The following is a 23,957-nucleotide window of genomic DNA, read 5'->3' on the forward strand; positions in this document are numbered from 1 at the left end:
ATTTTTTCAGCATGTCGATAAAATTAGTGGAGCGTAACGTGCTTCTCGCTCATGGCGTTAACTTGTGATTTTAGTAGCTCTGATGCTGGATCGTCTGGGCATTGGTCAATAAAGTACTGAAAATCTGAAACCGCTACCTGATGACAGTCTAGTTGCTGAAAGATAAAACCACGATCACGAATCTCATACGGGTCATCCGGTACGAAGGTCAACGCTAGGTTGGTGCACCGCAGTGCTAATGTATAACGCTCTTCACGTAGCATCGCGCTCTTGATTAGAGCCAACCAGCGACCAATAACGGTCGGGTTGTCTGCCTCTTCAAAATGTTCTGGCTTCAACGTTGCTAATGGGCCTTCTTGACCAATCAACCATGCTTGGAGGATTTTCTCACCGACATACTCACCGTTGAACGGGTTAATGTAGTCTGGTGTTTTGTGCATCCAATCCACTTTGATCAGAAATTGAGTAGGAAATGTCACGCCTTTCATCGGAAAACCAAGGCGGTTACCCAAGTAAAGTAAGATAGCACCAAGACTTACTGGAATGCCTTTTTTACGCTCCAACACTTTGTCGATAAAGCTATTGTCAGAGATAAAGTACTCTTGATCATCGCCTTTAAAACCCCATTCATAAAAGAACAGGCGAAGAAAAGAATCAAAACGTTGTTCTTCGTCCGTCTCATGAACCAGAATCGCTTCCGCTTCTTTATAAAGGCGCTCTAGCTCTTGCTTTGCCCAATGCACATTGGTGTCTGGGTTTACCGATTGGTTCAGTACCAACGCCCCTTCGACCAATGCCATATTGTCAAAATCTTCGTCAAAAAACTCTAGCATGACGATTACCCAAATAAGTTCGGATTTTTAGATACGGCAATGTTGGCCGCCATCACTAGCCAACCAAGTGCGCCAAAGAAAGCAAATATTCTCAGTAGCTTGTTTTTCGCCATCTTCATTGCGAAGAAACCAAGAGCAATGTACGCAAGCACACAAGTAATTTTGTTGGTTAGCCATGGTGCTGATTCGGTAAAAGGAATAAAGCCTGTCACCATGATCAAACCAATACCAGACAGCAACAACGCGGTATCAACAATGTGTGGGAAAACTTTCAGGAAGCGATTGTTGCGTTTTGGAGAGTCCATCATCAACAACACGAATCGGATCGATAGTAACATCGCGCTCAATGCGATCGTCACTAAGTGAATATGTTTTAGAGCTACGTACATTTCTCTTCTCTTTTATAAGTTACTGCTGACTTGCTCGTTATTATTGAGGCTTGTAACAACCAAGCGTCACTCGATCATTACCACCGTAGTCTTTTTCCGTGACTACTTGTTCAAAACCAAAGTGAGTCATGATCTCACGGACCGCTTCTCCTTGGTCATAACCATGTTCAAATACGAGCCACCCACCATCTTCCAAATATTGACGAGCATGGTCAGATATATGACGAATATCCGCTAAGCCATTTTCATCGGCGACAAGCGCTGATTTTGGTTCAAAGCGCACATCCCCTTGAGAAAGATGCGGATCTTTTTCGTCGATATACGGCGGGTTGGAGACAATTAAAGCAAACTTTGTTCCGCTAGCAATAGGTTCAAACCAGCTACCTTGGTCAAACGTCACATTTTTGATGTTTAACTGCGACGCATTGTACTCAGCAAGCTCTTTAGCCTCTTGCTTTAGGTCAACACCCATCACTTGGCGGTTCGGCATCTCAGATGCCAATGCAAGCGCAATCGCACCTGTACCGGTACCCAAATCTAGGATTTTTCCAGTCTGCCCATACGTTTTATCCAGTGCGACTTCAACTAAACGTTCCGTATCTGGTCTTGGTATCAGCGTCGATGGGGAGACTTTAAGTGGCAAAGACCAGAACTCACGCTCACCGATGATATACGCCACCGGCTCGCCCGCAATACGTCGCTCTAAAAGCGCATCAAACTGAGCTTGCTGCTCGGCTTCTAATGCTTTTTCTGGCCAAGTGAGTAGATAGGTTCTTGGTTTGCCAAGGACATGGCAAAGAAGTACGGCAGCATCAAGAGAAGGCGACTCTTTGCCGCCTTCTGACAGAATTGCCGTTGCACTTTTCAGTGCTTGCTCAATCGATTGAACTTGGCTCATCGATTAGTTGTTCTCAGCGAGCGCCGCAAGTTGGTCTGCTTGGTGCTCTTGAAGCACTGGATCAATCAAGCTTTGCAGGTCACCTTCCATCACTTCGTTCAAACGGTAGATGGTTAGGTTGATACGGTGGTCAGAAACACGGCCTTGTGGGTAGTTGTAAGTACGGATACGGTCACTACGGTCACCAGAACCCAGTAGGTTACGACGTGTGTCAGACACTTCTGCTGCACGACGTTCTTCTTCCGCTTGAACGATACGAGCTGCAAGTACTGCCATCGCTTTTGCTTTGTTCTTATGCTGTGAACGCTCGTCTTGACACTCTACCACTGTACCTGTTGGTAAGTGGGTAATACGGATTGCAGAATCCGTGGTGTTAACGTGCTGACCACCCGCGCCAGAAGCACGGAATGTATCGATTTTTAGGTCTGCCGCTTTAATTTCTGGTAGATCCGCTTCTGGGATTTCCGCCATAACCGCTACGGTACACGCAGAAGTATGAACACGACCTTGAGATTCTGTTGCAGGTACACGTTGTACACGGTGACCGCCTGACTCAAACTTCAGCACGCCGTATGCGCCGTCACCGCTCACTTTCGCGATCATCTCTTTGTAACCACCGTGTTCTGCTTCGTTAGAAGACATCACTTCAATGCGCCAGCCACGCTTCTCTGCGTACTTGCTGTACATACGGAACAGGTCACCAGCGAAGATCCCCGCTTCATCACCGCCAGCACCAGCTCGAATCTCTAGGAAACAGTTGCGGTCATCGTTTGGATCTTTTGGAAGAAGAAGGATCTGAAGCTCATCAGCTAGACGCTCGATCGCTTCTTTTGCTTCTTTGATTTCTTCCTGCGCCATTTCACGCATTTCTTCGTCATCTTCGTTAGCCATCTCTTCAGCGGCTACAAGATCGTCTTGCGCTTGTTGGTATGCTTGGAAGCACTTAGTAACTTCTTCTAGCTGAGAATACTCTTTTGATAGAGCGCGGAATTTGTCCTGATTTCCAATTACGTCAGGATCACCAAGAAGATGTTGAACTTCTTCGTAACGTTCTACTAGCGTTTCTAGCTTAGTCAGAATTGAGGCTTTCATAGTGTCGTTTTCTTAATAAAAAGCGTGAGTTACAGATCATCCAAACCAAGTGTCTGGCGGATAACCGTTAATTTTGCTGGTTCGCCCTGCTCTGCCGCACTTTGCAGCGCACGAGTCGGAGCGTGAATCAGTTTATTGGTGAGTTTATTGCTAAGCTCGCGCAGTACTTTTTCCGGGTCTGCACCGGTTGCCAGTGATTGCAGGCTTTTACTTAGTAGGTCTTCACGAATCTCGTTGGCAGATTTACGGTAATCACGAATGCTGTCCACTGCTTGGAGTGAACGTAGCCACGTCATAAATGCTGCACTTTCTTCGCTAACGATCGCTTCTGCCTGAATGGCTTCTACTTTACGTTGTTCAATGTTGTTATCGATGATCGACTGTAAGTCATCCACCGAATACAAGTAAGCGTCACTTAATTCACCGACCTGCGCTTCCACATCACGTGGAACGGCAATATCTACCAATAGCATTGGCTGATGACGGCGTTGCTTCAACGCAGTCTCGACCATGCCCTTACCAATGATAGGCAAAGGACTCGCTGTCGAGCTAATCACAATGTCTGCTCTAGATAGATGATCTGGAATTTCATTCAAGCTGATCACTTCTGCACCAAACTCTTCAGCCAAACCAAGAGCACGCTCTCGAGTTCGGTTAGCAACAATCATCTTAGTACAGCCATTCGACGCTAAGTGCTTTGCCACCAGTTCGATGGTTTCACCTGCCCCGACTAACAATACCGTGGAGTCAGAAAGTGATTCAAAGATGTGTTTCGCCAGTGTACATGCAGCATACGCCACTGACACTGCGTTACCACCAATGTCGGTTTCTGTTCGAACGCGTTTTGCGACTGAAAAAGTCTTTTGAAACAACTTATCAATCGACGCATCCACCGCCTGATGATCACGGGAATCGGAAAACGCTTGTTTTACCTGACCCAAAATCTGAGGCTCACCTAGTACCAGTGAATCAAGGCCGCAAGAAACACGCATCAAGTGCTTAATCGCCGCTTGTTCTTCATGGACATAAAGACTCGGCATCAAGTCTTCTTGACTAACTTGATGGAACTGGGCTAACCAGTCGATAAGCTTATTTCGCGCTCCTTGCTTTACGTCGCAGTACACTTCGGTACGGTTACAGGTTGAAACAATCACACTACCATTAACGGCTTCATGGTCTCTGAGTTGCTCAAGTGCTGGGCCCAGTTTATCGGGTCCGAAAGCCACTTTCTCTCGCAAGTCAACAGACGCTGTATTGTGATTGATTCCAATAGCAAGCAAGGACATCTAACGTGGTATCTCTGAGATCGGTTATAAAATAGGTTCAGAATTTTACTGTAAGCACGCATTTATTGAAAGGGTAAGCCGGATTTGTTTTCCTTCACTCGGCTTTTCAATGCTATAGTTGTGAGCGATTACCGATGAAACTGATTAATAAGCCATCAAACATGACCTTACGCTCCTTTCTCATCTTATTTTTTTCGAGCATTGTGCTCGCGGGTTGTAGTTCTGTCCCTGACAGCATCACTAGCGTAGAGTGGCAAGCACACGAGCAGCGACTCAAAACCATTAATGACTTTCAAGCCACAGGTAAACTTGGCTATATTGCTCCCGACCAAAGACAAAGCCTCAACTTTTATTGGAAGCAATCAACAACATTAAGCCAACTCCGCTTAACTACCGTGCTAGGCCAAACCGCATTAAAGCTCACCATTACTCCGCAAGGCGCGACTGTCGAAACTTATGACGATCAAGTACTCACCGCGCGTAACGCTAATCAACTGATTTACCGTTTAACTGGCTTAATGATGCCTGTTGATCACCTGCCCGACTGGCTACTCGGCTTGCCCACCAACGCTGACTCATTCCAACTTTCATCCACTAACACGTTACAAGTTCTGGATAAACAGATTGGCTTAAACGATTGGAATATCGATTACCAGCGTTACGGTGACATTGAGTGGCATAACCAGACGTTGCCTCTACCAAGTAAACTCAAACTAAGTACGTCTGATGTAAAAATTAATTTAGTGATCACAAAATGGAACATCACCCAATGATCGACCTTTCAACCCGCTGGCCATCACCAGCGAAATTGAATCTCTTTCTTTATATCAATGGTCGCACTGAAAATGGCTACCATGAACTACAAACGCTATTCCAATTCGTCGACCACGGCGATGAACTCACTATTCAAGCGAACAACTCGGGTGAGATCAGCATTTTCCCTGAGATTGAAGGTGTGCCACTGCACGATAACTTGATCTGGAAAGCCGCAACTGCACTTCAGCGTTACGCAAATTGCTCATACGGTGCACATATCGATCTAAATAAGATTTTACCTATGGGCGGCGGAATCGGCGGGGGCTCCTCTAATGCAGCAACAGCATTAGTCGCCCTTAACTACCTTTGGCAAACCAATCTCAGTGACGATGAACTAGCAGAAATAGGCTTAGCTCTTGGCGCAGATGTGCCTGTATTTGTACGCGGTTTCGCTGCTTTTGCCGAGGGTGTCGGTGAGAAGCTATCTCCTGCTCATCCAGAAGAGAAATGGTATTTAGTCGTTCGCCCGAACGTTTCTATTGCAACAGCTGACATATTCCGACATCCAGACTTAACTCGAAACACGCCAAAACGAGATTTGGAAACGCTTTTGAACGCACCGAGCGTAAACGATTGCGAAAAAATTGTACGAATGCTCTACCCAGAGGTTGATAACCAACTTTCTTGGCTGCTACAATACGCGCCGTCAAGATTGACGGGGACAGGATCTTGCGTATTTGCTGAATTTTCCAGCAAATATGAAGCAGAAGCTATCCTTGCACAACTCTCTGATAAAGTCTCGGCATTTGTCGCTCAAGGGCGCAATGTTTCGCCACTAAAAGAGACTTTGGCTGAATACCAATCAGCCTCACACCGACCTAACTAAAACTGGACGCAAACCCGAGGTTTCCACCGTGCCTGATATGAAGCTATTTGCTGGTAACGCAACACCTGAACTAGCCCAACGTATTGCTGATCGTCTTTACATCTCTCTAGGTGATGCATCTGTTTCTCGCTTTTCTGATGGCGAAGTTGCAGTTCAAATCAATGAGAATGTTCGTGGTAGCGATGTTTTTATCATTCAATCCACTTGTGCACCGACTAACGACAACCTAATGGAACTGGTTGTTATGATTGATGCAATGCGCCGTGCTTCAGCAGGCCGTATCACTGCAGTTATTCCTTACTTCGGCTACGCTCGCCAAGATCGTCGTGTACGCTCTTCTCGTGTGCCAATCACTGCAAAAGTTGTTGCTGATTTCCTATCTAACGTTGGTGTTGACCGCGTTCTGACTATCGACCTACACGCAGAGCAAATTCAAGGCTTCTTCGATGTACCAGTTGATAACATCTTCGGTACACCTGTACTTCTAGAAGACATGCAATCTCGTGGTCTAGAAAACCCTGTTGTGGTTTCTCCTGACCTAGGTGGCGTTGTTCGTGCTCGTGCAACGGCAAAAGCACTAGGTGACATCGACATCGCTATCGTTGATAAGCGTCGTCCACGTGCAAACGTTTCTGAAGTAATGAACCTAATCGGTGACGTTGAAGGTCGTGACTGTGTGATCGTTGATGACATGATCGATACTGGTGGCACACTATGTAAAGCAGCTGAAGCGCTAAAAGAGCGCGGTGCTAAGCGTGTATTCGCTTACGCAACTCACGCTGTATTCTCTGGTAACGCTGCGGACAACATTAAGAACTCTGTTCTTGACCAAGTTATCGTAACTGACTCTATCTCTCTATCTAAAGAGATGGCTGCAACTGGCAAAGTAACCACACTAAGCCTATCTCGCATGCTAGCTGAAGCGATTCGTCGCATTAGCAACGAAGAGTCAATCTCTGCAATGTTCAACTAATCCGAACATTTCAGTTAAACTGATTTCAAAAGCACCCCTCTTTGGGGTGTTTTTTTATTTGTATCGATTGGCAGAATATACCTTGGTCGCCCACCGCGAGAATTCTGTGCTATCATACTGCGCTTTTTGAGATTCCAGAGAGATCCTAACCTTGACTCAACCAATCAAACTTCTTGTTGGTCTTGCTAATCCGGGACCAGAATACGCCAAAACTCGTCACAATGCGGGCGCTTGGGTTGTAGAAGAATTAGCTCGCGTTCACAACGTTACCCTAAAGAATGAACCAAAGTTCTTTGGCCTTACAGGACGCATTATGGTCAATGGCCAGGATCTCCGTTTGCTAATCCCAACTACCTTCATGAACCTATCTGGCAAAGCGATCGCAGCACTTGCGAAGTTTTACCAAATTAAGCCAGAAGAGATCATGGTTGCTCACGACGAGCTAGACTTACCGCCAGGTGTCGCTAAGTTTAAGAAAGGTGGCGGTCACGGAGGCCACAATGGTCTGCGTGATACCATTAGCAAACTGGGCAATAACAAAGATTTTTATCGTCTTCGTATCGGCATTGGCCATCCGGGACACAAAGATAAAGTGGCAGGTTTTGTACTAGGCAAAGCTCCAGCGAAAGAGCAAGAGCTACTAGACGCCGCAGCTGACGAATCAGTGCGCTGTCTGGATATCCTAATTAAGGATGGTCTATCAAAAGCACAAAATCGCCTCCACACGTTCAAAGCTGAATAAGGTTACTATCATGGGTTTTAAATGTGGCATCGTTGGTCTACCTAACGTTGGTAAATCAACTCTGTTTAACGCACTAACTAAAGCGGGTATTGAAGCAGCAAACTTCCCGTTCTGTACCATTGAACCAAACACTGGTGTGGTTCCTGTGCCAGATCTACGTCTAGATGCTCTAGCAAAGATCGTTAACCCACAGAAAGTTCTGCCTACCACAATGGAATTCGTAGACATCGCTGGTCTAGTTGCAGGTGCGTCTCGTGGTGAAGGTCTAGGTAACAAATTCCTAGCGAACATCCGTGAAACTGACGCAATCGGCCACGTTGTACGTTGTTTTGAAAACGACAACATCGTTCACGTTGCAGGTAAAGTATCTCCAATCGAAGATATTGAAGTTATCAACCTTGAGCTAGCGATGGCTGACCTTGATTCTTGTGAGCGCGCTATCCAGCGTAACGCAAAGAAAGCAAAAGGCGGCGACAAAGACGCGAAATTCGAACTGACGGTTCTAGAAAAACTACTTCCTGTACTAACAGAAGGTGGCATGGCGCGTACTATTGAGCTTACAAAAGAAGAACTAGCAGCAATTGGCTACCTGAACTTCCTAACGCTAAAACCAACGATGTACATCGCTAACGTGAACGAAGATGGTTTTGAAGACAATGCATACCTAGACGCAGTACGTGAGTTTGCAGCGAAAGAAAACAACGTTGTTGTTCCTGTATGTGCAGCTATCGAATCAGAAATGGCTGAACTAGAAGATGACGAGCGTGAAGAATTCCTAGCTGACCTTGGTATCGAAGAACCTGGCCTAAACCGCGTTATCCGCGCAGGTTACGAACTACTAAACCTACAAACTTACTTCACGGCTGGCGTGAAAGAAGTTCGTGCATGGACTATCCCTGTTGGAGCAACAGCACCAAAAGCAGCTGCGAAGATCCACACTGACTTCGAAAAAGGCTTCATCCGCGCTGAAGTTGTTGGTTACGACGATTTCATCCAATTCAACGGTGAAAGCGGTGCGAAAGACGCAGGTAAATGGCGTCTAGAAGGTAAAGAATACATCGTGAAAGATGGCGATGTTATACACTTCCGCTTCAACGTATAATTAAGTGAATGAATTCTAAACACTTCATTTACATAAAAAGCCAGCCATAGTGCTGGCTTTTTTTATGCCATTCATAAATGACAAGAAATTAAGTCTCTTACTGTAAGCCATTTTATTTCCAGTTTTAGATCATAAACGCGCCTCTTTGTTTAAAAAGAAAGCGAACGATGGATTTTGCAGGATTTATTGAAAAAAACTGTTGACGGATCTCACTCAACTTCGCATAATGCGCGCCGTTCCCGACGACAAGGCAACTTAGCGACGAGAACAAGAAAACATGGTTTTGGCTACGTAGCTCAGCTGGTTAGAGCACATCACTCATAATGATGGGGTCACAGGTTCGAATCCCGTCGTAGCCACCATTCCTAACTGTTCTTTTTAAAGTGCTGTTAGGAATAGATGCGGAAGTGGCGGAATTGGTAGACGCACCAGATTTAGGTTCTGGCGCCGCAAGGTGTGAGAGTTCAAGTCTCTCCTTCCGCACCATGTTTTAAGTAGTTTTATAACTACTGCCTGCAGGTCTATCGCCAAGCGGTAAGGCAGCGGCTTTTGATGCCGCCATTCCCTGGTTCGAATCCAGGTAGACCTGCCATTATTTAAAGTGAGATTCCTTTGATAAAAAGGGTTGTCACTTAGAGCGTGAAGGTTTATATTGTCTCGCTCAAAAAGATGGCTACGTAGCTCAGCTGGTTAGAGCACATCACTCATAATGATGGGGTCACAGGTTCGAATCCCGTCGTAGCCACCATTCTTTCTTTTGAAAGACAATATTTAGTTATTAGTTTTTACCAATTAACTGATAGCTTATAGAGTTCAAGATGCGGAAGTGGCGGAATTGGTAGACGCACCAGATTTAGGTTCTGGCGCCGCAAGGTGTGAGAGTTCAAGTCTCTCCTTCCGCACCATTTTGAAATACTCTAAACAATATATGCGGAAATGGCGGAATTGGTAGACGCACCAGATTTAGGTTCTGGCGCCGCAAGGTGTGAGAGTTCAAGTCTCTCTTTCCGCACCATATATTGAATAGTCTTTTGACTATTGCCTGCAGGTCTATCGCCAAGCGGTAAGGCAGCGGCTTTTGATGCCGCCATTCCCTGGTTCGAATCCAGGTAGACCTGCCACTATTTTGATTATTGAGTTTACTCAGTAATTATGCGGAAGTGGCGGAATTGGTAGACGCACCAGATTTAGGTTCTGGCGCCGCAAGGTGTGAGAGTTCAAGTCTCTCCTTCCGCACCATTATTAAAGTCTCTTTAATTAGAGCGCTGTAGGTCTATCGCCAAGCGGTAAGGCAGCGGCTTTTGATGCCGCCATTCCCTGGTTCGAATCCAGGTAGACCTGCCATATTCAACGTTACTGATGTTTTACCAATTACATCAATAACTACAGATCAAGTTGCGGAAGTGGCGGAATTGGTAGACGCACCAGATTTAGGTTCTGGCGCCGCAAGGTGTGAGAGTTCAAGTCTCTCCTTCCGCACCATCTTGATTTAAAGAATATTGTGTTGGCTACGTAGCTCAGCTGGTTAGAGCACATCACTCATAATGATGGGGTCACAGGTTCGAATCCCGTCGTAGCCACCATTTATTTCGTTGTTTAGGTTTTTACCAATTACCTTTATGACGACAGAAAAGTTGCGGAAGTGGCGGAATTGGTAGACGCACCAGATTTAGGTTCTGGCGCCGCAAGGTGTGAGAGTTCAAGTCTCTCCTTCCGCACCATACTTTTCTAACTTGATCAGTCTTTATGACTATCGCCTGCAGGTCTATCGCCAAGCGGTAAGGCAGCGGCTTTTGATGCCGCCATTCCCTGGTTCGAATCCAGGTAGACCTGCCATTATTTTGATTATTGAGTTTACTCAGTAATTACGCGGAAGTGGCGGAATTGGTAGACGCACCAGATTTAGGTTCTGGCGCCGCAAGGTGTGAGAGTTCAAGTCTCTCCTTCCGCACCATTATTAAAGTCTCTTTAATTAGAGCGCTGTAGGTCTATCGCCAAGCGGTAAGGCAGCGGCTTTTGATGCCGCCATTCCCTGGTTCGAATCCAGGTAGACCTGCCATTATTTTTCCTTGAAACATAGGAACGTTACTGATGTTTTACCAATTACATCAATAACTACAGATCAAGTTGCGGAAGTGGCGGAATTGGTAGACGCACCAGATTTAGGTTCTGGCGCCGCAAGGTGTGAGAGTTCAAGTCTCTCCTTCCGCACCATACTTGATTAAAGAATATAGAATGGCTACGTAGCTCAGCTGGTTAGAGCACATCACTCATAATGATGGGGTCACAGGTTCGAATCCCGTCGTAGCCACCATTAATATAGATTTTAGATGCGGAAGTGGCGGAATTGGTAGACGCACCAGATTTAGGTTCTGGCGCCGCAAGGTGTGAGAGTTCAAGTCTCTCCTTCCGCACCATCTAAAAATAATCTATACTTTGCGGAAATGGCGGAATTGGTAGACGCACCAGATTTAGGTTCTGGCGCCGCAAGGTGTGAGAGTTCAAGTCTCTCTTTCCGCACCATACTTTCCTTTATAGGAAAGCACTTAGTTGAAAGGCTAAGATTAGTAGGGCTATCGCCAAGCGGTAAGGCAGCGGCTTTTGATGCCGCCATTCCCTGGTTCGAATCCAGGTAGCCCTGCCATTACACAACGTTGTTGAGGTTTTACCAATTACCTTGATAACTACAGAATAAGTTGCGGAAGTGGCGGAATTGGTAGACGCACCAGATTTAGGTTCTGGCGCCGCAAGGTGTGAGAGTTCAAGTCTCTCCTTCCGCACCATTCTTGAGAAACCCAGCATTGATTTGCTGGGTTTTTTCTTTTTTCCGATTCTGGACTCGGTAACTCTCTGAGTTATCGAATTAAAAAAGCGAGCTCATGGCTCGCTTTTTTTCTATCTATTGCTTTATCGACGGCTTTCTATGTGCTCAGAAGTCTTTTACATACCTAGCGCATACTTCAATACTTGCGCTTTAATCGGTCCTGAGTTTTCCGCCAGCTTTAATGCAGCATTACGAGCAAACTTCAATGGACCTAAATCATTGCTAAAGCCTTTGTAGAAGACATCCATGCCTGTTTGCATTAACAAGTTATCGGGACGACGAGCACGTTCATATTTGGCAAGCAATGCATCGTTAAGTTGCTCTTGCTGATCCGTAACTGAAAGCAGGATATCAGCATCTTTGAAGCCAAGATTCACGCCTTGCCCAGCAAGTGGGTTGATTGTATGAGCAGAATCCCCCACTAACACACAATTCTTGTTTGAATAGCTTTGGGCATGGCGACGAGTGAGTGGGAATGAGCCAAATTGTAGAACTTCAATATCACCCAACTCGGCAGGGAAATGACGTAGGATCTCTTCTCTTAACTGAGGTTTAGTCATCGCGCATAATTGTTTAATGCGTTTTGGCGAGTCATACCAAACCAACGAACCCTGCCCGACTTCTTTACCGTCTTCAGTTAATGAGCATAACGGCAAGAATGAACGTGGACCTGACGGAGTAAATTGTTGCCAAGTGATGTCTTGTTGCGGCAGCTCAGTTTTCACGTTGATCAGCATACAGTGTTGACGGTAGTCCCATGCCGTTACACCAATACCCACCAATTGACGAACTTTTGAGTTCGCGCCATCTGCACCAATCACCCAATTAGCTTCAAACTGCTCGCCGCTTTCTAGCGTTACACGGTTTACCTCGGCAAATTCTATATCTTTCAATCGCTCCGGGCACATCACCGTTAAGTTGTCGTATTGTGCGAAAGTTTGCCAAAGGCCTAGTTGGATTAGGCGGTTTTCAACAATGTATCCTAACTGCTCCAACGAAAGCTCATCAGAGTGAAAACGTGTACGACACTCAGGATGTTCCCACGTTTCCAAACGACGATAAGGGCACACTCGCATGCTTTCAATCGCAGACCATGCACCTAATGAATCAAGTAACTTCACCGACTGATGAGAAATCGCGGAAACGCGAACATCCAACGCCTGAGAAACCTCAAACGCCTTTGGCTCTGCGCCTTCGACCATTACAACGCTTCTGCCTTGCTTGGCAAACCCAACAGCCACTGCTGCCCCGACCATGCCGCCACCGATTACGGCGATGTCATACTTGTTCATTTTTTGCTCTTCATCGTATTGATTAATTGGCGTTTTTTAATTGTACGTTCCATGGCTATTTTTACAAAATTCTTTAACAAAAAACCTTGCTGTATATAGGGCAAAAAACTAGATTTCATCAGGGTTTGCAGAGAATTCGTCAGATCACTAGTCAGGTGCTTTTTAAAGCAGTACAATACGCCGCTTACCGCCGAGATGGCGGCTATAATTTGAGCAATAGCTCTCCGATTTAAGTACAACTGAACGAGCGAAAGTGAGATGAGTAAGAAACTGCTAATTAAAACCTGGGGCTGCCAGATGAACGAATACGATTCATCAAAAATGGCCGACCTGCTTAATGCTGCAAACGGCTACGAGCTGACCGAAGAGCCAGAGGAAGCAGACGTACTTCTACTTAACACCTGTTCGATCCGTGAAAAAGCGCAAGAGAAAGTTTTCCACCAGCTTGGTCGTTGGAAAACACTAAAAGATAAAAAACCTGGCGTAGTTATCGGCGTAGGTGGTTGTGTAGCAACTCAAGAAGGTGACCATATCCGTCAGCGTGCTCCATACGTTGACGTAATCTTTGGTCCACAAACTCTTCACCGTCTTCCTGAGATGATTAAACAATCTCAATCGGATGAAGCACCAGTAATGGACATTTCATTCCCAGAAATCGAAAAGTTTGACCGTCTACCAGAGCCTCGTGCTGAAGGTGCAACGGCATTCGTTTCTATCATGGAAGGCTGTTCTAAGTACTGTACTTACTGTGTAGTACCGTACACTCGTGGTGAAGAAGTAAGCCGTCCAATGGATGACGTACTGTTCGAAATCGCTCAGCTAGCAGATCAAGGCGTACGTGAAGTAAACCTACTGGGTCAAAACGTAAACGCGTACCGTGGTCCTATGCACGACGGTGAAATCTGTTCATTTGCAGAGCTGCTTCGTTTGGTTGCGTCTATCGATGGTATTGATCGTATCCGCTTTACAACAAGCCACCCATTAGAGTTTACTGATGACATCATTGCTGTATACGAAGACACACCAGAACTAGTGAGCTTCCTTCACCTACCAGTACAAAGTGGTAGTGACCGCGTACTGACTATGATGAAACGTCCTCACACTGGGATTGAGTACAAGTCGATCATCCGTAAACTACGTAAAGCACGTCCTGATATTCAAATCAGTTCAGACTTTATCGTTGGTTTCCCTGGTGAAACAGACAAAGATTTCCAAGACACAATGAAGCTAATCAAAGACGTAGACTTTGACATGAGCTTCAGCTTCATCTTCTCTCCACGTCCAGGTACGCCAGCGGCAGATTACCCTTGTGACCTATCAGAGCAAGTGAAGAAAGAGCGTCTATACGAGCTACAACAAACAGTAAACACGCAAGCAATGCGCTACTCTCGTCAAATGCTAGACACTGAGCAACGCGTTCTGGTTGAAGGTCCTTCTAAGAAGAACCTAATGGAGCTACGCGCTCGTACAGAAAACAACCGTGTAGTAAACTTTGAAGGTAGCGCAGACCTAATTGGTCAATTCGTTGACGTGAAGATTACGGACGTATTTGCTAACTCACTACGTGGTGAGCTAGTACGTACAGAAAAAGACATGGACCTTCGTAGTGTGATTTCACCAACGCAAATGATGGCGAAAACACGTCGCGAAGATGAGCTAGGTGTAGCTACTTTTACGCCATAAGCTCGTACAAATAGCCATTGAGAGCCTGGTCGTTATCAGGCTCTCGTTAAGTGGCATAAAATGAGAGGCAACATTGAGCAATAAAATCGTAACGCTAGAAATCAATCTAGAACCTTCAGACAACCGCCGACTAGCAAGCCTGTGCGGTCCATTCGATGACAACATCAAGCATTTAGAACGTCGTCTAGGCGTTGAAATTAACCACCGTAGCGACCTTTTCACCATTGTCGGTAAACCTCATACCGCAGCGGCTGCGCTGGATATTCTGAAAACCCTTTACGTAGACACCGCTCCTGTCCGCGGCGAAACCCCTGATATCGAACCAGAGCAGATCCACCTGGCAATCAAAGAATCGGGTGTACTGGAGCAGAATACCGAGTCGAACTTCGAACACGGTAAAGAAGTCTTCGTTAAAACGAAAAAAGGTGTGATCAAGCCTCGTACACCAAATCAGGGTCAATACCTGATGAACATGGTGACGCACGATATCACCTTTGGTATCGGTCCTGCTGGTACTGGTAAAACTTACCTTGCGGTTGCAGCAGCCGTTGACGCACTAGAGCGCCAAGAAATCCGTCGTATTCTATTAACTCGTCCTGCGGTTGAAGCAGGTGAGAAACTGGGCTTCCTACCTGGCGATTTGAGCCAGAAAGTCGACCCATACCTACGCCCTCTGTACGATGCCCTATTTGAAATGCTGGGCTTTGAGCGCGTAGAAAAGCTGATTGAACGTAACGTGATTGAGGTAGCACCTCTTGCTTACATGCGTGGTCGTACTCTAAACGACGCCTTCATCATTCTTGATGAGAGCCAAAACACCACTGTAGAGCAGATGAAGATGTTCCTTACGCGTATCGGCTTCAACTCTCGTGCTGTTATCACCGGTGACGTCACTCAAATTGACTTACCTCGCGGTGCAAAATCGGGGCTTCGTCATGCAATTGAAGTACTGAGCGAAGTCGACGACATCAGCTTTAACTTCTTCCAAGCTGACGACGTAGTGCGCCATCCAGTGGTTGCTCGCATCGTTAACGCTTACGAGAAGTGGGAAGCACAAGACCAGAAAGAACGTAAAGAGTTCGAAAAACGCCGTCGTGAAGAACGTGATGCCAAATTGCTAGAAGCAGCCAAAGCTGAACTGAACGCACAAGTTGCGGCAACTAAGGAATAACCATGGCAATTGAACTTGATTTGCAACTGGCAGTCGAAAATGAAGAAGGCTTACCTTCTGAGCAAGATTTCCAATTGTGGCTAGATAAGACTATCCCTCTTTTCCAACCACAAGCGGAACTGACAATTCGTATTGTCGACGAGCAAGAAAGTCACGAGCTAAACCACGAATACCGTGGTAAAGATAAGCCGACCAATGTGCTGTCTTTCCCATTCGAAGTACCACCGGGTATGGAAATGGACCTACTAGGCGATTTGATCATCTGTCGCCAAGTTGTTGAAAAAGAGGCAGTAGAGCAGAACAAGCCTCTACTAGCACATTGGGCGCATATGGTTGTACATGGCAGCTTGCATCTGCTAGGTTATGACCATATCGAGGATGATGAAGCTGAAGAGATGGAATCCCTCGAAACAGAAATCATGCAAGGTATGGGTTATGAAGACCCGTATATTGCTGAAAAAGAGTAACTTCGGTTGCTCGACAGGGAAAGGCGAACCACCCAGATAACCATCTCGTGCTCGTCTTTCTATGTGAGCTATCACACATCTGATAGCGTTACTTAATTGAGAAACAATGAACGAAGATAATTCTCCCTCTTCTAATGAAGGCAAGAAAGAAAAGGCAGAAGGTCCGAGTAGAAAGTCCTTCTTTGAACGTCTAGGTCAACTATTTCAAGGCGAACCAAAAGACCGCCAAGAGCTTGTGGATGTAATCCGTGACTCTGAAATCAATGACCTGATTGACCACGACACCCGCGACATGCTTGAAGGTGTTATGGAAATCTCCGAAATGCGCGTGCGTGACATTATGATCCCGCGTTCGCAAATGGTTACTGTTGAGCGCACAGACGATCTTGATACTTTGATCGCACTAATCACTGACGCTCAACACTCTCGCTACCCAGTGATCAGCGAAGATAAAGACCATGTGGAAGGCATTCTACTAGCGAAGGACTTACTCAAATACTTGGGCTCAGGCAGTAACCCATTTGATATCGAAGAAGTAATTCGACCAGCAGTCGTGGTACCGGAAAGTAAACGTGTCGACCGCCTGCTAAAAGAGTTCCGTGAAGAACGTTATCACATGGCGATTGTTGTCGATGAATTCGGCGGTGTTTCTGGTCTCGTAACCATCGAAGATATCCTTGAAGAAATCGTAGGGGATATTGAAGATGAGTTCGATGACGATGAAGAAACCGATATCCGTAAGCTAAGCAAGCACACGTTTGCTGTCAGAGCTCTGACAACCATTGAAGAGTTTAATGAGACATTCGGTACCGACTTCAGCGATGAAGAAGTAGATACCGTTGGCGGCATGGTAATGACTGCTTTTGGTCACCTACCATCGCGCGGCGAAGTAGTTGAAATCGAAGCGTACAGCTTCAAAGTAACTGCAGCCGATAACCGTCGTGTCATTCAACTTCAGGTGACGATTCCAGACGAAGAAAAGCTGGTTGAAGCCACTCAAGAGTAACGCGATACCCTAACATCGGGAATATCAGAAAAATAAAATGATGAATGTACTCTTTCATCGCCTCAAGCGGCCCTTAGTGGCCGCTTTTGTTGGCGCCTCCACTACCCTAGCATTTGCCCCTTACCAGTTATGGCCAATCGCCATACTTAGCCCTGCTATCCTGCTTATTCTTCTTGCAAACCAATCGCCTAAGCGCGCGCTTTGGATCGGTTATGCCTGGGGTCTAGGTCAATTTGCAACGGGTGTAAGCTGGGTTTACGTCAGCATTGCTGGCTTTGGCGGCATGCCGCTGATTGCAAACGTCTTCCTCATGGGCCTATTGATCGCTTACTTGTCGGTTTACACTGGCCTGTTTGCATGGCTCAGCAACAAGTTCTTCCCAGAATTTACCCTAAGCAAAGCGCTGCTTGCTGCCCCTGCATTATGGCTAGTCACCGACTGGTTACGTGGCTGGGTAATGACAGGCTTCCCGTGGCTATGGCTTGGCTACAGCCAAATTGACGCGCCATTCGCTAGCTTTGCGCCTATTGGTGGTGTAGAACTGCTAACCCTGTTCGTCATGATCAGTGCTGGCGCGCTAGCGTATGCTTGGATTCACAAACAGTGGTTGGTGGTCATCATCCCTGCCGTGTTGTTAAGTACTGGCTTTGGTATTCGCCAATACGATTGGGTAACACCGCGCGTAGGAGACTCCACTAAAGTAGCTCTTATCCAAGGCAACGTTGACCAAAAACTAAAATGGCTACCAAGCCAACGCTGGCCAACCATCATGAAATACGCAGACCTCACTCGTGAGAACTGGGATGCTGACATCATCGTATGGCCAGAGGCTGCCATTCCTGCATTTGAAATTGAAGTCCCGTCGTTCTTGAGAAACATCGATACTGCGGCGAAAATGAACAACAGCGCCATTATTACGGGTGTGGTAAACCAAGGAAAAGACGGCCAGTTCTACAACAGCATTTTATCTTTAGGTGTAACTCCATACGGCGACTACAGCTTTGATATGGACAAACGCTACCACAAACATCACTTACTTCCGTTTGGTGAGTTTGTACCGTTTGAAGATGTACTGCGCCCATTGGCACCATTCTTTAACTTACCAATGTCTTCCTTCAGCCGTGGCGATTTCATTCAACCAAACATTGTGGCGAATGGTAAGCATATGGATCCTGCGCTGTGTTACGAGATCATTTTCAGTGAGCAAGTGCGTCAGAACGTCACTGACGATACCGACTTCATCCTAACCCTGTCTAATGACGCGTGGTTTGGTCATTCGATTGGTCCACTGCAACACATGGAAATCGCTCGTATGCGTGCATTAGAGCTTGGTAAACCGCTGATTCGCTCTACCAATAATGGTTTAACCGCCGTAACTGACCATAAAGGTAAGATCATCGAACAAATTCCTCAGTTTGAGACCGCAGTACTACGCGCAGAACTTGTTCCGACAGATGGGCAAACGCCATATCGAGTCGTGGGAACTTGGCCGCTGTATATTTGGGCTGGATTGAGTTTGATGCTCGCTTGGTGGTTACCAAGAAAGAAAAAGTCATAAACAAAAAAAGAGGCTCTTGAGCCTCTTTTTTTATTTCGTTTGCTAACGTCCACTATGGCTTAAGAGATTGACGACTAAAGCCCGTATGATTGCACTTAATACATGGGATGATGATGGTTGGATGGTTGTACGTCGTTTTGTGACCACATTCGTCACAGACTAAAGTACCAAGACCAATCACCTCGCCCGCTTCATAAAGTCCTTGATGCTCTAGATCATCAAATAATTCTACCCACTCCACTTTGGTTCGGTCGGTAATATCGAGCAGACCCTGCCAGATTGAATCAGCAATCGTGAGGTAGAAAGGTCCGCTCTTTCCTTCTTCATAGCTGTCTGAAAACTCTTTCAAATCCGCTTTGACATATGCCGAGATCAACGAGAGTTCATCTTTAGTCATGTCGTTGGCTGCATCCACCACTTTGCCCGACGTTTCGAACACTTTGTTAACTTCATCCGGACTGTGCTTCAAGGTTTCAATCACATCCTCGAGCATTTCCTCATAACCTGCTTTACGTTTAGGCATAACTGACCTCCATCTTTCTACTGCCAGCACCAATTCAAGGTACATGGGTATAGATTGGCTATTGTTGTGATCCCTAGCTTTAGGTATTCTATGATGATCTATTAAAGTCTGTTCTAACCGAACTCACAAATTCCAAGATAACCGGATACCATCGATGCAAGAACAATACAATCCACAAGACCTTGAACAGAAAGTTCAAAAGCACTGGGATGACAACAAGACCTTTGTTGTAAGTGAAGACCCAAATAAAGAAAAATTCTACTGTCTATCCATGTTCCCATACCCAAGTGGTCGACTGCACATGGGTCACGTGCGTAACTACACCATCGGTGACGTAGTATCTCGTTTCCAACGCCTACAAGGCAAAAACGTAATGCAACCAATTGGTTGGGATGCGTTTGGTCTGCCTGCAGAGAACGCTGCAGTTAAAAACAACACTGCGCCTGCACCATGGACTTACGAAAACATTGAGTACATGAAGAACCAACTTAAGCTTCTAGGCTTTGGTTACGACTGGAACCGTGAATTCGCAACGTGTACTCCTGAGTACTACCGTTGGGAACAAGAGTTCTTCACTAAGCTTTACAACAAAGGCCTAGTGTACAAGAAGACTTCTTCTGTTAACTGGTGTCCAAACGACCAAACTGTTCTTGCAAACGAACAGGTTGAAGACGGCTGCTGCTGGCGTTGTGACACACCTGTAGAGCAAAAAGAAATTCCACAGTGGTTCATCAAGATCACTGAATACGCTCAAGAGCTACTAGACGATCTAGATAACCTAGACGGTTGGCCTGAAATGGTTAAAACCATGCAGCGCAACTGGATCGGTCGCTCTGAAGGTGTTGAGCTTAAGTTTGAAGTTAAGGGTCAACAAGACCTAGAAGTTTACACAACACGTCCAGACACACTAATGGGTGTGACTTACGTGGGTATCGCAGCAGGTCACCCTCTGGCAGCAGTAGCAGCAGAGAACAATCCTGAGCTTGCAGCGTTCATCGACGAGTGTAAGAACAACAAAGTAGCGGAAGCTGAGCTTGCGACAATGGAGAAGAAAGGTATGGCGACTGGCCTTACTGCTATTCACCCATTGAACGGCCGTGAAGTTCCTGTTTACGTAGCAAACTTCGTACTGATGGACTACGGTACAGGCGCTGTAATGGCAGTACCTGCACACGACCAACGTGACTTCGAATTCGCAACTAAGTACGGTCTAGACATCGTGCCTGTTATCAAGCCAGTTGATGGCAGCGAGCTAGACATCTCTGAAGCAGCATACACAGAGAAAGGTGTACTGTTCGATTCAGGTGAATTCGACGGCCTAGAGTTCCAAGCGGCGTTCGATGCAATCGCAGCGAAGCTAGAAGCAGAAGGCAAAGGCACTAAGACAGTTAACTTCCGTCTACGTGACTGGGGTGTATCTCGTCAACGTTACTGGGGTGCACCAATCCCAATGGTAACCACTGAAGACGGTGAAGTTCACCCAGTACCAGCTGACCAACTACCAGTAATCCTTCCAGAGGACGTGGTAATGGACGGCGTAACGAGCCCAATCAAAGCAGACAAAGAATGGGCGAAGACAACCTTTAACGGCGAACCTGCTCTACGTGAGACAGATACGTTCGACACGTTCATGGAATCTTCTTGGTACTACGCGCGTTACTGTTCACCACAAGCTGACGACATCCTAGATCCAGAAAAAGCAAACTACTGGCTACCAGTAGACCAGTACATCGGTGGTATCGAGCACGCTTGTATGCACCTACTGTACTCTCGCTTCTTCCACAAACTACTACGTGATGCAGGCTACGTAACGTCTGACGAACCGTTCAAGCAACTACTATGTCAAGGCATGGTACTAGCAGACGCGTTCTACTTCGAGAACGAGAAAGGTGGTAAAGAGTGGGTTGCACCAACAGATGTTGCTGTTGAGCGTGACGGCAAAGGCCGCATCACTTCTGCGAAAGACACTGAAGGCCGCGATGTTACGCACTCAGGCATGATCAAAATGTCTAAGTCGAAAAACAACGGTATCGACCCTCAAGAGATGGTAGATAAGTACGGTGCAGACACAGTGCGTCTATTCATGATGTTCGCGTCTCCTGCAGACATGACACTTGAATGGCAAGAGTCTGGCGTAGAAGGTGCTAACCGCTTCCTAAAACGTGTTTGGAAACTAGTGAACGAGCACACATCAAAAGGCGCAGCAGAAGCAGTAGATGCAGCAGCACTTTCTGGTGACCAAAAAGCACTTCGTCGTGACGTTCATAAGACTATCGCGAAAGTGACTGACGATATCGCTCGTCGTCAAACGTTCAACACAGCAATCGCTGCGATCATGGAGCTGATGAACAAGCTAGCGAAAGCACCTCAAGAATCTGCACAAGATCGTGCAATCCTTGATGAAGCGCTAAAAGCGGTAGTTGCAATGCTTTACCCAATCACTCCGCACATCTCATACGAGCTATGGGCTGCGCTAGGTGAAGCCGACATCGATAATGCTGTATGGCCAACGTTCGACGAGAAAGCACTGGTTGAAGACGAGAAGACTATCGTTGTTCAAGTAAACGGTAAGCTACGTGCGAAACTGACTGTTGCTGCAGACGCAACGAAAGAACAAGTGGAAGAGCTTGGTCTAAACGATGAAAACGTTACTAAGTTCACAGATGGCCTAACTATCCGTAAAGTAATTTACGTACCAGGTAAACTGCTGAACATCGTTGCAAACTAGTCTTTCGCTAAAAACGAAACACAGCTTGCAATAACTCAAAGCAACGCGAACCAATTCGCATGCTAGGAGTCATTAAACAGGGTAGTTCGCTACCCTGTTTATTTACCTCAAACCATTCACGCCGAGTGGTTTAAGGTAAATAACCCCTTCAATTTAGGATGAATACAATCAATGCGCTTTTTCTCTTTGATTAAACTACCAGTGGTATTGGTATTAGCGGGGCTTCTTTCTGCCTGTGGTTTTCACCTTCGTGGCGAGTATTCCGTTCCGGAAGAACTGCACACCATGTCTTTCACTAGCTACGATGAATACAGCCCACTAACACGCTATGTTCGTTCACAGCTAGAACTAAACAAAGTCAAATTGGTTAACCCAAGTCAAACAACACCGAATCTATACCTCATTGGAGAAACCACTGAGGAGCGCACGCTATCTCTGTATCAAAACAGCCGTGCGGCAGAGAAAGAGCTTACCTATGTGGTACGTTACCAAGTGACTATCCCTGAACAAGGCTCTGAAGAGTTCACGACAACAGTAAACCGCAACTTCTTAGATAACCCGCTAACCGCACTGGCAAAGTCGGTAGAGCGTGACGTAATCGAAGACGAAATGCGCCAACAAGCGGCATCGCAAATGATGCGCCAACTTGGCCGTGTGAGAGCTGAGTTTGAAGCAGCTCAATAACCACAACAAATAAACGACTAATTTACCCTTATGCGAATTTTTGCCGATAAACTGGCCGAGCACCTAGCTAAGCATATCAAGCAAGTTTACCTAATTTTTGGTAATGAACCGCTGTTGATTCAGGAAAGCCGCCAAGCGATTCAGGATATGGCTCGCCAACAAGGCTTCGAAGAAAGGCATCGTTTTTCAGTTGATACCAGCTTAGATTGGAATCAAGTGTACGACTGTTGCCAAGCGCTAAGCCTATTCTCAAGCCGTCAGTTGATTGAGCTTGAGCTGCCAGAGAGTGGCGTGACCACAACGGTTAGCAAAGAGCTGCAAACTTTGTGTGACATGCTACATGAAGACATCATGCTGGTAATCGTCGGTAGCAAACTGACCAAAGCACAAGAGAACGCGAAATGGTTCAAAGCACTTAGTGCAAAAGGTGACTGGGTCAGCTGCCTAACACCCGATTTGCAACGCTTGCCGATGTTTGTGCAAGCACGCTGCCGAACATTGGGATTAAAAGCTGATCAGCAATCACTGCAAATGTTGGCCCAGTGGCACGAGGGTAATTTGTTCGCACTATCGCAAAGTTTAGAGAAACTCGCTTTGCTCTATCCAGATGGCGAACTGACGGTTGTGCGACTCGAAGAATCACTTAGCCGCCACAACCACTTTACGACGTTCCACTGGATTGATGCCCTACTTGCAGGTAAAGCCAACCGTGCACAACGCATCCTGCGTCAGCTGGAAGCAGAAGGTATAGAAGCCGTTATTCTGATCCGCAGTGTACAGAAAGAGTTCAACCAACTACTCAACATGCACCGAAATCTTACCCAAATGGGCATGATTCAGGTGTTTGAAAAACATCGAGTGTGGCAAAACAAACGTCCATTTTACAATGCTGCGCTGACTCGTCTGTCAGCCTCCCGAATTTGCGCGCTTTTATCTCTATTGGCACACGCCGAGATAAAAGCCAAAACCCAATATGATGAATCTGTGTGGCCAACTATCCATCAATTGAGCCTAGAAACCTGTTCACCTGATATTAAGCTGGCAATTTAGCTTTCAAAGCGTGA

General features: G+C 46.2%; 20 protein-coding genes and 21 tRNA genes. 34 read left to right on the plus strand and 7 right to left on the minus strand.

The features are described 5' to 3' along the window. Positions 1-23: 23 nt before the first annotated feature. The 5 genes from BSZ04_RS19945 to hemA are packed head-to-tail and all read right to left on the minus strand — an operon-like array spanning position 24 to position 4,498. Positions 24-833, minus strand: coding sequence for a SirB1 family protein (locus tag BSZ04_RS19945; RefSeq protein ID WP_088881231.1), 810 nt, complete (start codon positions 831-833; stop codon positions 24-26). A 5-nt stretch (positions 834-838) separates the two neighbouring features. Further along, the gene (locus tag BSZ04_RS19950; RefSeq protein WP_010446496.1) at positions 839-1,222 is read right to left on the minus strand and encodes a SirB2 family protein; all 384 of its coding nucleotides are present in this window, start codon (positions 1,220-1,222) and stop codon (positions 839-841) included. A gap of 40 nt (positions 1,223-1,262) precedes the next feature. After that, positions 1,263-2,120, minus strand: a complete 858-nt coding sequence (gene prmC, locus BSZ04_RS19955) for a peptide chain release factor N(5)-glutamine methyltransferase (protein WP_088881232.1) — start codon at positions 2,118-2,120, stop codon at positions 1,263-1,265. Between the two features lie 3 nt (positions 2,121-2,123). Beyond that, the gene (gene prfA / locus BSZ04_RS19960) at positions 2,124-3,212 is read right to left on the minus strand and encodes a peptide chain release factor 1 (protein WP_038885386.1); all 1,089 of its coding nucleotides are present in this window, start codon (positions 3,210-3,212) and stop codon (positions 2,124-2,126) included. 29 nt (positions 3,213-3,241) lie between these two features. Next, positions 3,242-4,498, minus strand: a complete 1,257-nt coding sequence (hemA, locus tag BSZ04_RS19965) for a glutamyl-tRNA reductase (RefSeq protein WP_038885385.1) — start codon at positions 4,496-4,498, stop codon at positions 3,242-3,244. Positions 4,499-4,632: 134 nt separating this feature from the next. On the opposite strand from hemA, the gene lolB reads away from it, so the two are divergent. The 26 genes from lolB to BSZ04_RS20100 all read left to right on the plus strand — a co-directional run bounded on the left by lolB (position 4,633) and on the right by BSZ04_RS20100 (position 11,740). After that, positions 4,633-5,271 (plus strand): lipoprotein insertase outer membrane protein LolB, encoded by a 639-nt coding sequence (gene lolB / locus BSZ04_RS19970; RefSeq protein WP_088881233.1) that lies wholly within the window; start codon positions 4,633-4,635, stop codon positions 5,269-5,271. Further along, positions 5,268-6,140 carry a 4-(cytidine 5'-diphospho)-2-C-methyl-D-erythritol kinase gene (ispE, locus tag BSZ04_RS19975; RefSeq protein ID WP_162531095.1) on the plus strand — a complete coding sequence of 291 codons (873 nt, stop codon included), beginning with the start codon at positions 5,268-5,270 and terminating at the stop codon, positions 6,138-6,140. Before lolB ends, ispE begins: the two co-directional genes overlap by 4 nt. A gap of 28 nt (positions 6,141-6,168) precedes the next feature. After that, a complete protein-coding gene (locus BSZ04_RS19980) occupies positions 6,169-7,113 on the plus strand; it encodes a ribose-phosphate pyrophosphokinase (protein ID WP_010446481.1) in 945 nt (314 codons plus the stop codon). Between the two features lie 151 nt (positions 7,114-7,264). Next, the gene (gene pth, locus BSZ04_RS19985) at positions 7,265-7,855 is read left to right on the plus strand and encodes an aminoacyl-tRNA hydrolase (protein WP_005438598.1); all 591 of its coding nucleotides are present in this window, start codon (positions 7,265-7,267) and stop codon (positions 7,853-7,855) included. 10 nt (positions 7,856-7,865) lie between these two features. Then, complete coding sequence (gene ychF / locus BSZ04_RS19990; RefSeq protein ID WP_010446477.1) at positions 7,866-8,957, plus strand: redox-regulated ATPase YchF; 1,092 nt, start codon at positions 7,866-7,868, stop codon at positions 8,955-8,957. A gap of 285 nt (positions 8,958-9,242) precedes the next feature. Next, positions 9,243-9,319, plus strand: a tRNA-Met gene (locus tag BSZ04_RS20000). A 39-nt stretch (positions 9,320-9,358) separates the two neighbouring features. Continuing rightward, positions 9,359-9,443: transfer RNA gene (locus BSZ04_RS20005), tRNA-Leu, on the plus strand. Between the two features lie 31 nt (positions 9,444-9,474). Next, a tRNA-Gln gene (locus tag BSZ04_RS20010) sits at positions 9,475-9,549 on the plus strand. A 79-nt stretch (positions 9,550-9,628) separates the two neighbouring features. After that, positions 9,629-9,705, plus strand: a tRNA-Met gene (locus BSZ04_RS20015). A 72-nt stretch (positions 9,706-9,777) separates the two neighbouring features. After that, positions 9,778-9,862 (plus strand) — tRNA-Leu (locus tag BSZ04_RS20020). A gap of 25 nt (positions 9,863-9,887) precedes the next feature. Further along, positions 9,888-9,972, plus strand: a tRNA-Leu gene (locus tag BSZ04_RS20025). A 31-nt stretch (positions 9,973-10,003) separates the two neighbouring features. Further along, positions 10,004-10,078, plus strand: a tRNA-Gln gene (locus tag BSZ04_RS20030). Positions 10,079-10,111: 33 nt separating this feature from the next. Beyond that, a tRNA-Leu gene (locus BSZ04_RS20035) sits at positions 10,112-10,196 on the plus strand. Between the two features lie 30 nt (positions 10,197-10,226). After that, positions 10,227-10,301: transfer RNA gene (locus BSZ04_RS20040), tRNA-Gln, on the plus strand. Between the two features lie 53 nt (positions 10,302-10,354). Continuing rightward, positions 10,355-10,439, plus strand: a tRNA-Leu gene (locus BSZ04_RS20045). A gap of 24 nt (positions 10,440-10,463) precedes the next feature. Continuing rightward, positions 10,464-10,540, plus strand: a tRNA-Met gene (locus BSZ04_RS20050). Positions 10,541-10,593: 53 nt separating this feature from the next. Next, positions 10,594-10,678: transfer RNA gene (locus tag BSZ04_RS20055), tRNA-Leu, on the plus strand. A gap of 40 nt (positions 10,679-10,718) precedes the next feature. Further along, positions 10,719-10,793, plus strand: a tRNA-Gln gene (locus BSZ04_RS20060). A 33-nt stretch (positions 10,794-10,826) separates the two neighbouring features. After that, positions 10,827-10,911: transfer RNA gene (locus BSZ04_RS20065), tRNA-Leu, on the plus strand. Positions 10,912-10,941: 30 nt separating this feature from the next. Further along, positions 10,942-11,016: transfer RNA gene (locus BSZ04_RS20070), tRNA-Gln, on the plus strand. A 70-nt stretch (positions 11,017-11,086) separates the two neighbouring features. After that, positions 11,087-11,171, plus strand: a tRNA-Leu gene (locus BSZ04_RS20075). Between the two features lie 23 nt (positions 11,172-11,194). Beyond that, positions 11,195-11,271, plus strand: a tRNA-Met gene (locus tag BSZ04_RS20080). An 18-nt stretch (positions 11,272-11,289) separates the two neighbouring features. Beyond that, positions 11,290-11,374: transfer RNA gene (locus BSZ04_RS20085), tRNA-Leu, on the plus strand. Positions 11,375-11,395: 21 nt separating this feature from the next. Next, positions 11,396-11,480: transfer RNA gene (locus BSZ04_RS20090), tRNA-Leu, on the plus strand. Positions 11,481-11,526: 46 nt separating this feature from the next. Continuing rightward, a tRNA-Gln gene (locus tag BSZ04_RS20095) sits at positions 11,527-11,601 on the plus strand. Between the two features lie 54 nt (positions 11,602-11,655). Further along, a tRNA-Leu gene (locus BSZ04_RS20100) sits at positions 11,656-11,740 on the plus strand. A gap of 157 nt (positions 11,741-11,897) precedes the next feature. On the opposite strand, the gene BSZ04_RS20105 is transcribed toward BSZ04_RS20100, so the two are convergent. Then, on the minus strand, positions 11,898-13,073 hold the full coding sequence (locus BSZ04_RS20105; RefSeq protein ID WP_088881235.1) for a 2-octaprenyl-3-methyl-6-methoxy-1,4-benzoquinol hydroxylase: 1,176 nt from the start codon (positions 13,071-13,073) through the stop codon (positions 11,898-11,900). Positions 13,074-13,331: 258 nt separating this feature from the next. Here BSZ04_RS20105 and miaB point away from each other — a divergent pair, with 258 nt between their 5' ends. From miaB to lnt, 5 genes are all read left to right on the plus strand, one after another. Next, positions 13,332-14,756, plus strand: a complete 1,425-nt coding sequence (miaB, locus tag BSZ04_RS20110; protein WP_010446468.1) for a tRNA (N6-isopentenyl adenosine(37)-C2)-methylthiotransferase MiaB — start codon at positions 13,332-13,334, stop codon at positions 14,754-14,756. Between the two features lie 73 nt (positions 14,757-14,829). Further along, positions 14,830-15,927, plus strand: coding sequence for a PhoH family protein (locus tag BSZ04_RS20115; RefSeq protein WP_010446465.1), 1,098 nt, complete (start codon positions 14,830-14,832; stop codon positions 15,925-15,927). Positions 15,928-15,929: 2 nt separating this feature from the next. Then, a complete protein-coding gene (ybeY, locus tag BSZ04_RS20120; protein ID WP_005425552.1) occupies positions 15,930-16,394 on the plus strand; it encodes an rRNA maturation RNase YbeY in 465 nt (154 codons plus the stop codon). A 106-nt stretch (positions 16,395-16,500) separates the two neighbouring features. Next, complete coding sequence (gene corC / locus BSZ04_RS20125; protein WP_010446451.1) at positions 16,501-17,400, plus strand: CNNM family magnesium/cobalt transport protein CorC; 900 nt, start codon at positions 16,501-16,503, stop codon at positions 17,398-17,400. 37 nt (positions 17,401-17,437) lie between these two features. Then, positions 17,438-18,958, plus strand: a complete 1,521-nt coding sequence (gene lnt / locus BSZ04_RS20130) for an apolipoprotein N-acyltransferase (RefSeq protein WP_088881236.1) — start codon at positions 17,438-17,440, stop codon at positions 18,956-18,958. Positions 18,959-19,010: 52 nt separating this feature from the next. On the opposite strand, the gene BSZ04_RS20135 is transcribed toward lnt, so the two are convergent. Then, on the minus strand, positions 19,011-19,481 hold the full coding sequence (locus BSZ04_RS20135; RefSeq protein ID WP_010446446.1) for a zinc ribbon-containing protein: 471 nt from the start codon (positions 19,479-19,481) through the stop codon (positions 19,011-19,013). Between the two features lie 154 nt (positions 19,482-19,635). Between BSZ04_RS20135 and leuS the strand changes: the two genes are divergently transcribed. From leuS to holA, 3 genes are all read left to right on the plus strand, one after another. Beyond that, the gene (leuS, locus tag BSZ04_RS20140; protein WP_038886052.1) at positions 19,636-22,209 is read left to right on the plus strand and encodes a leucine--tRNA ligase; all 2,574 of its coding nucleotides are present in this window, start codon (positions 19,636-19,638) and stop codon (positions 22,207-22,209) included. Positions 22,210-22,380: 171 nt separating this feature from the next. Beyond that, on the plus strand, positions 22,381-22,893 hold the full coding sequence (locus BSZ04_RS20145) for an LPS-assembly lipoprotein LptE (protein WP_088881237.1): 513 nt from the start codon (positions 22,381-22,383) through the stop codon (positions 22,891-22,893). Between the two features lie 30 nt (positions 22,894-22,923). After that, positions 22,924-23,943 (plus strand): DNA polymerase III subunit delta, encoded by a 1,020-nt coding sequence (gene holA / locus BSZ04_RS20150; protein ID WP_088881238.1) that lies wholly within the window; start codon positions 22,924-22,926, stop codon positions 23,941-23,943. Positions 23,944-23,957: the final 14 nt, after the last annotated feature.

The organism is Vibrio rotiferianus (genome assembly GCF_002214395.1).
Classification (GTDB): Bacteria; Pseudomonadota; Gammaproteobacteria; order Enterobacterales; family Vibrionaceae; genus Vibrio; species Vibrio rotiferianus.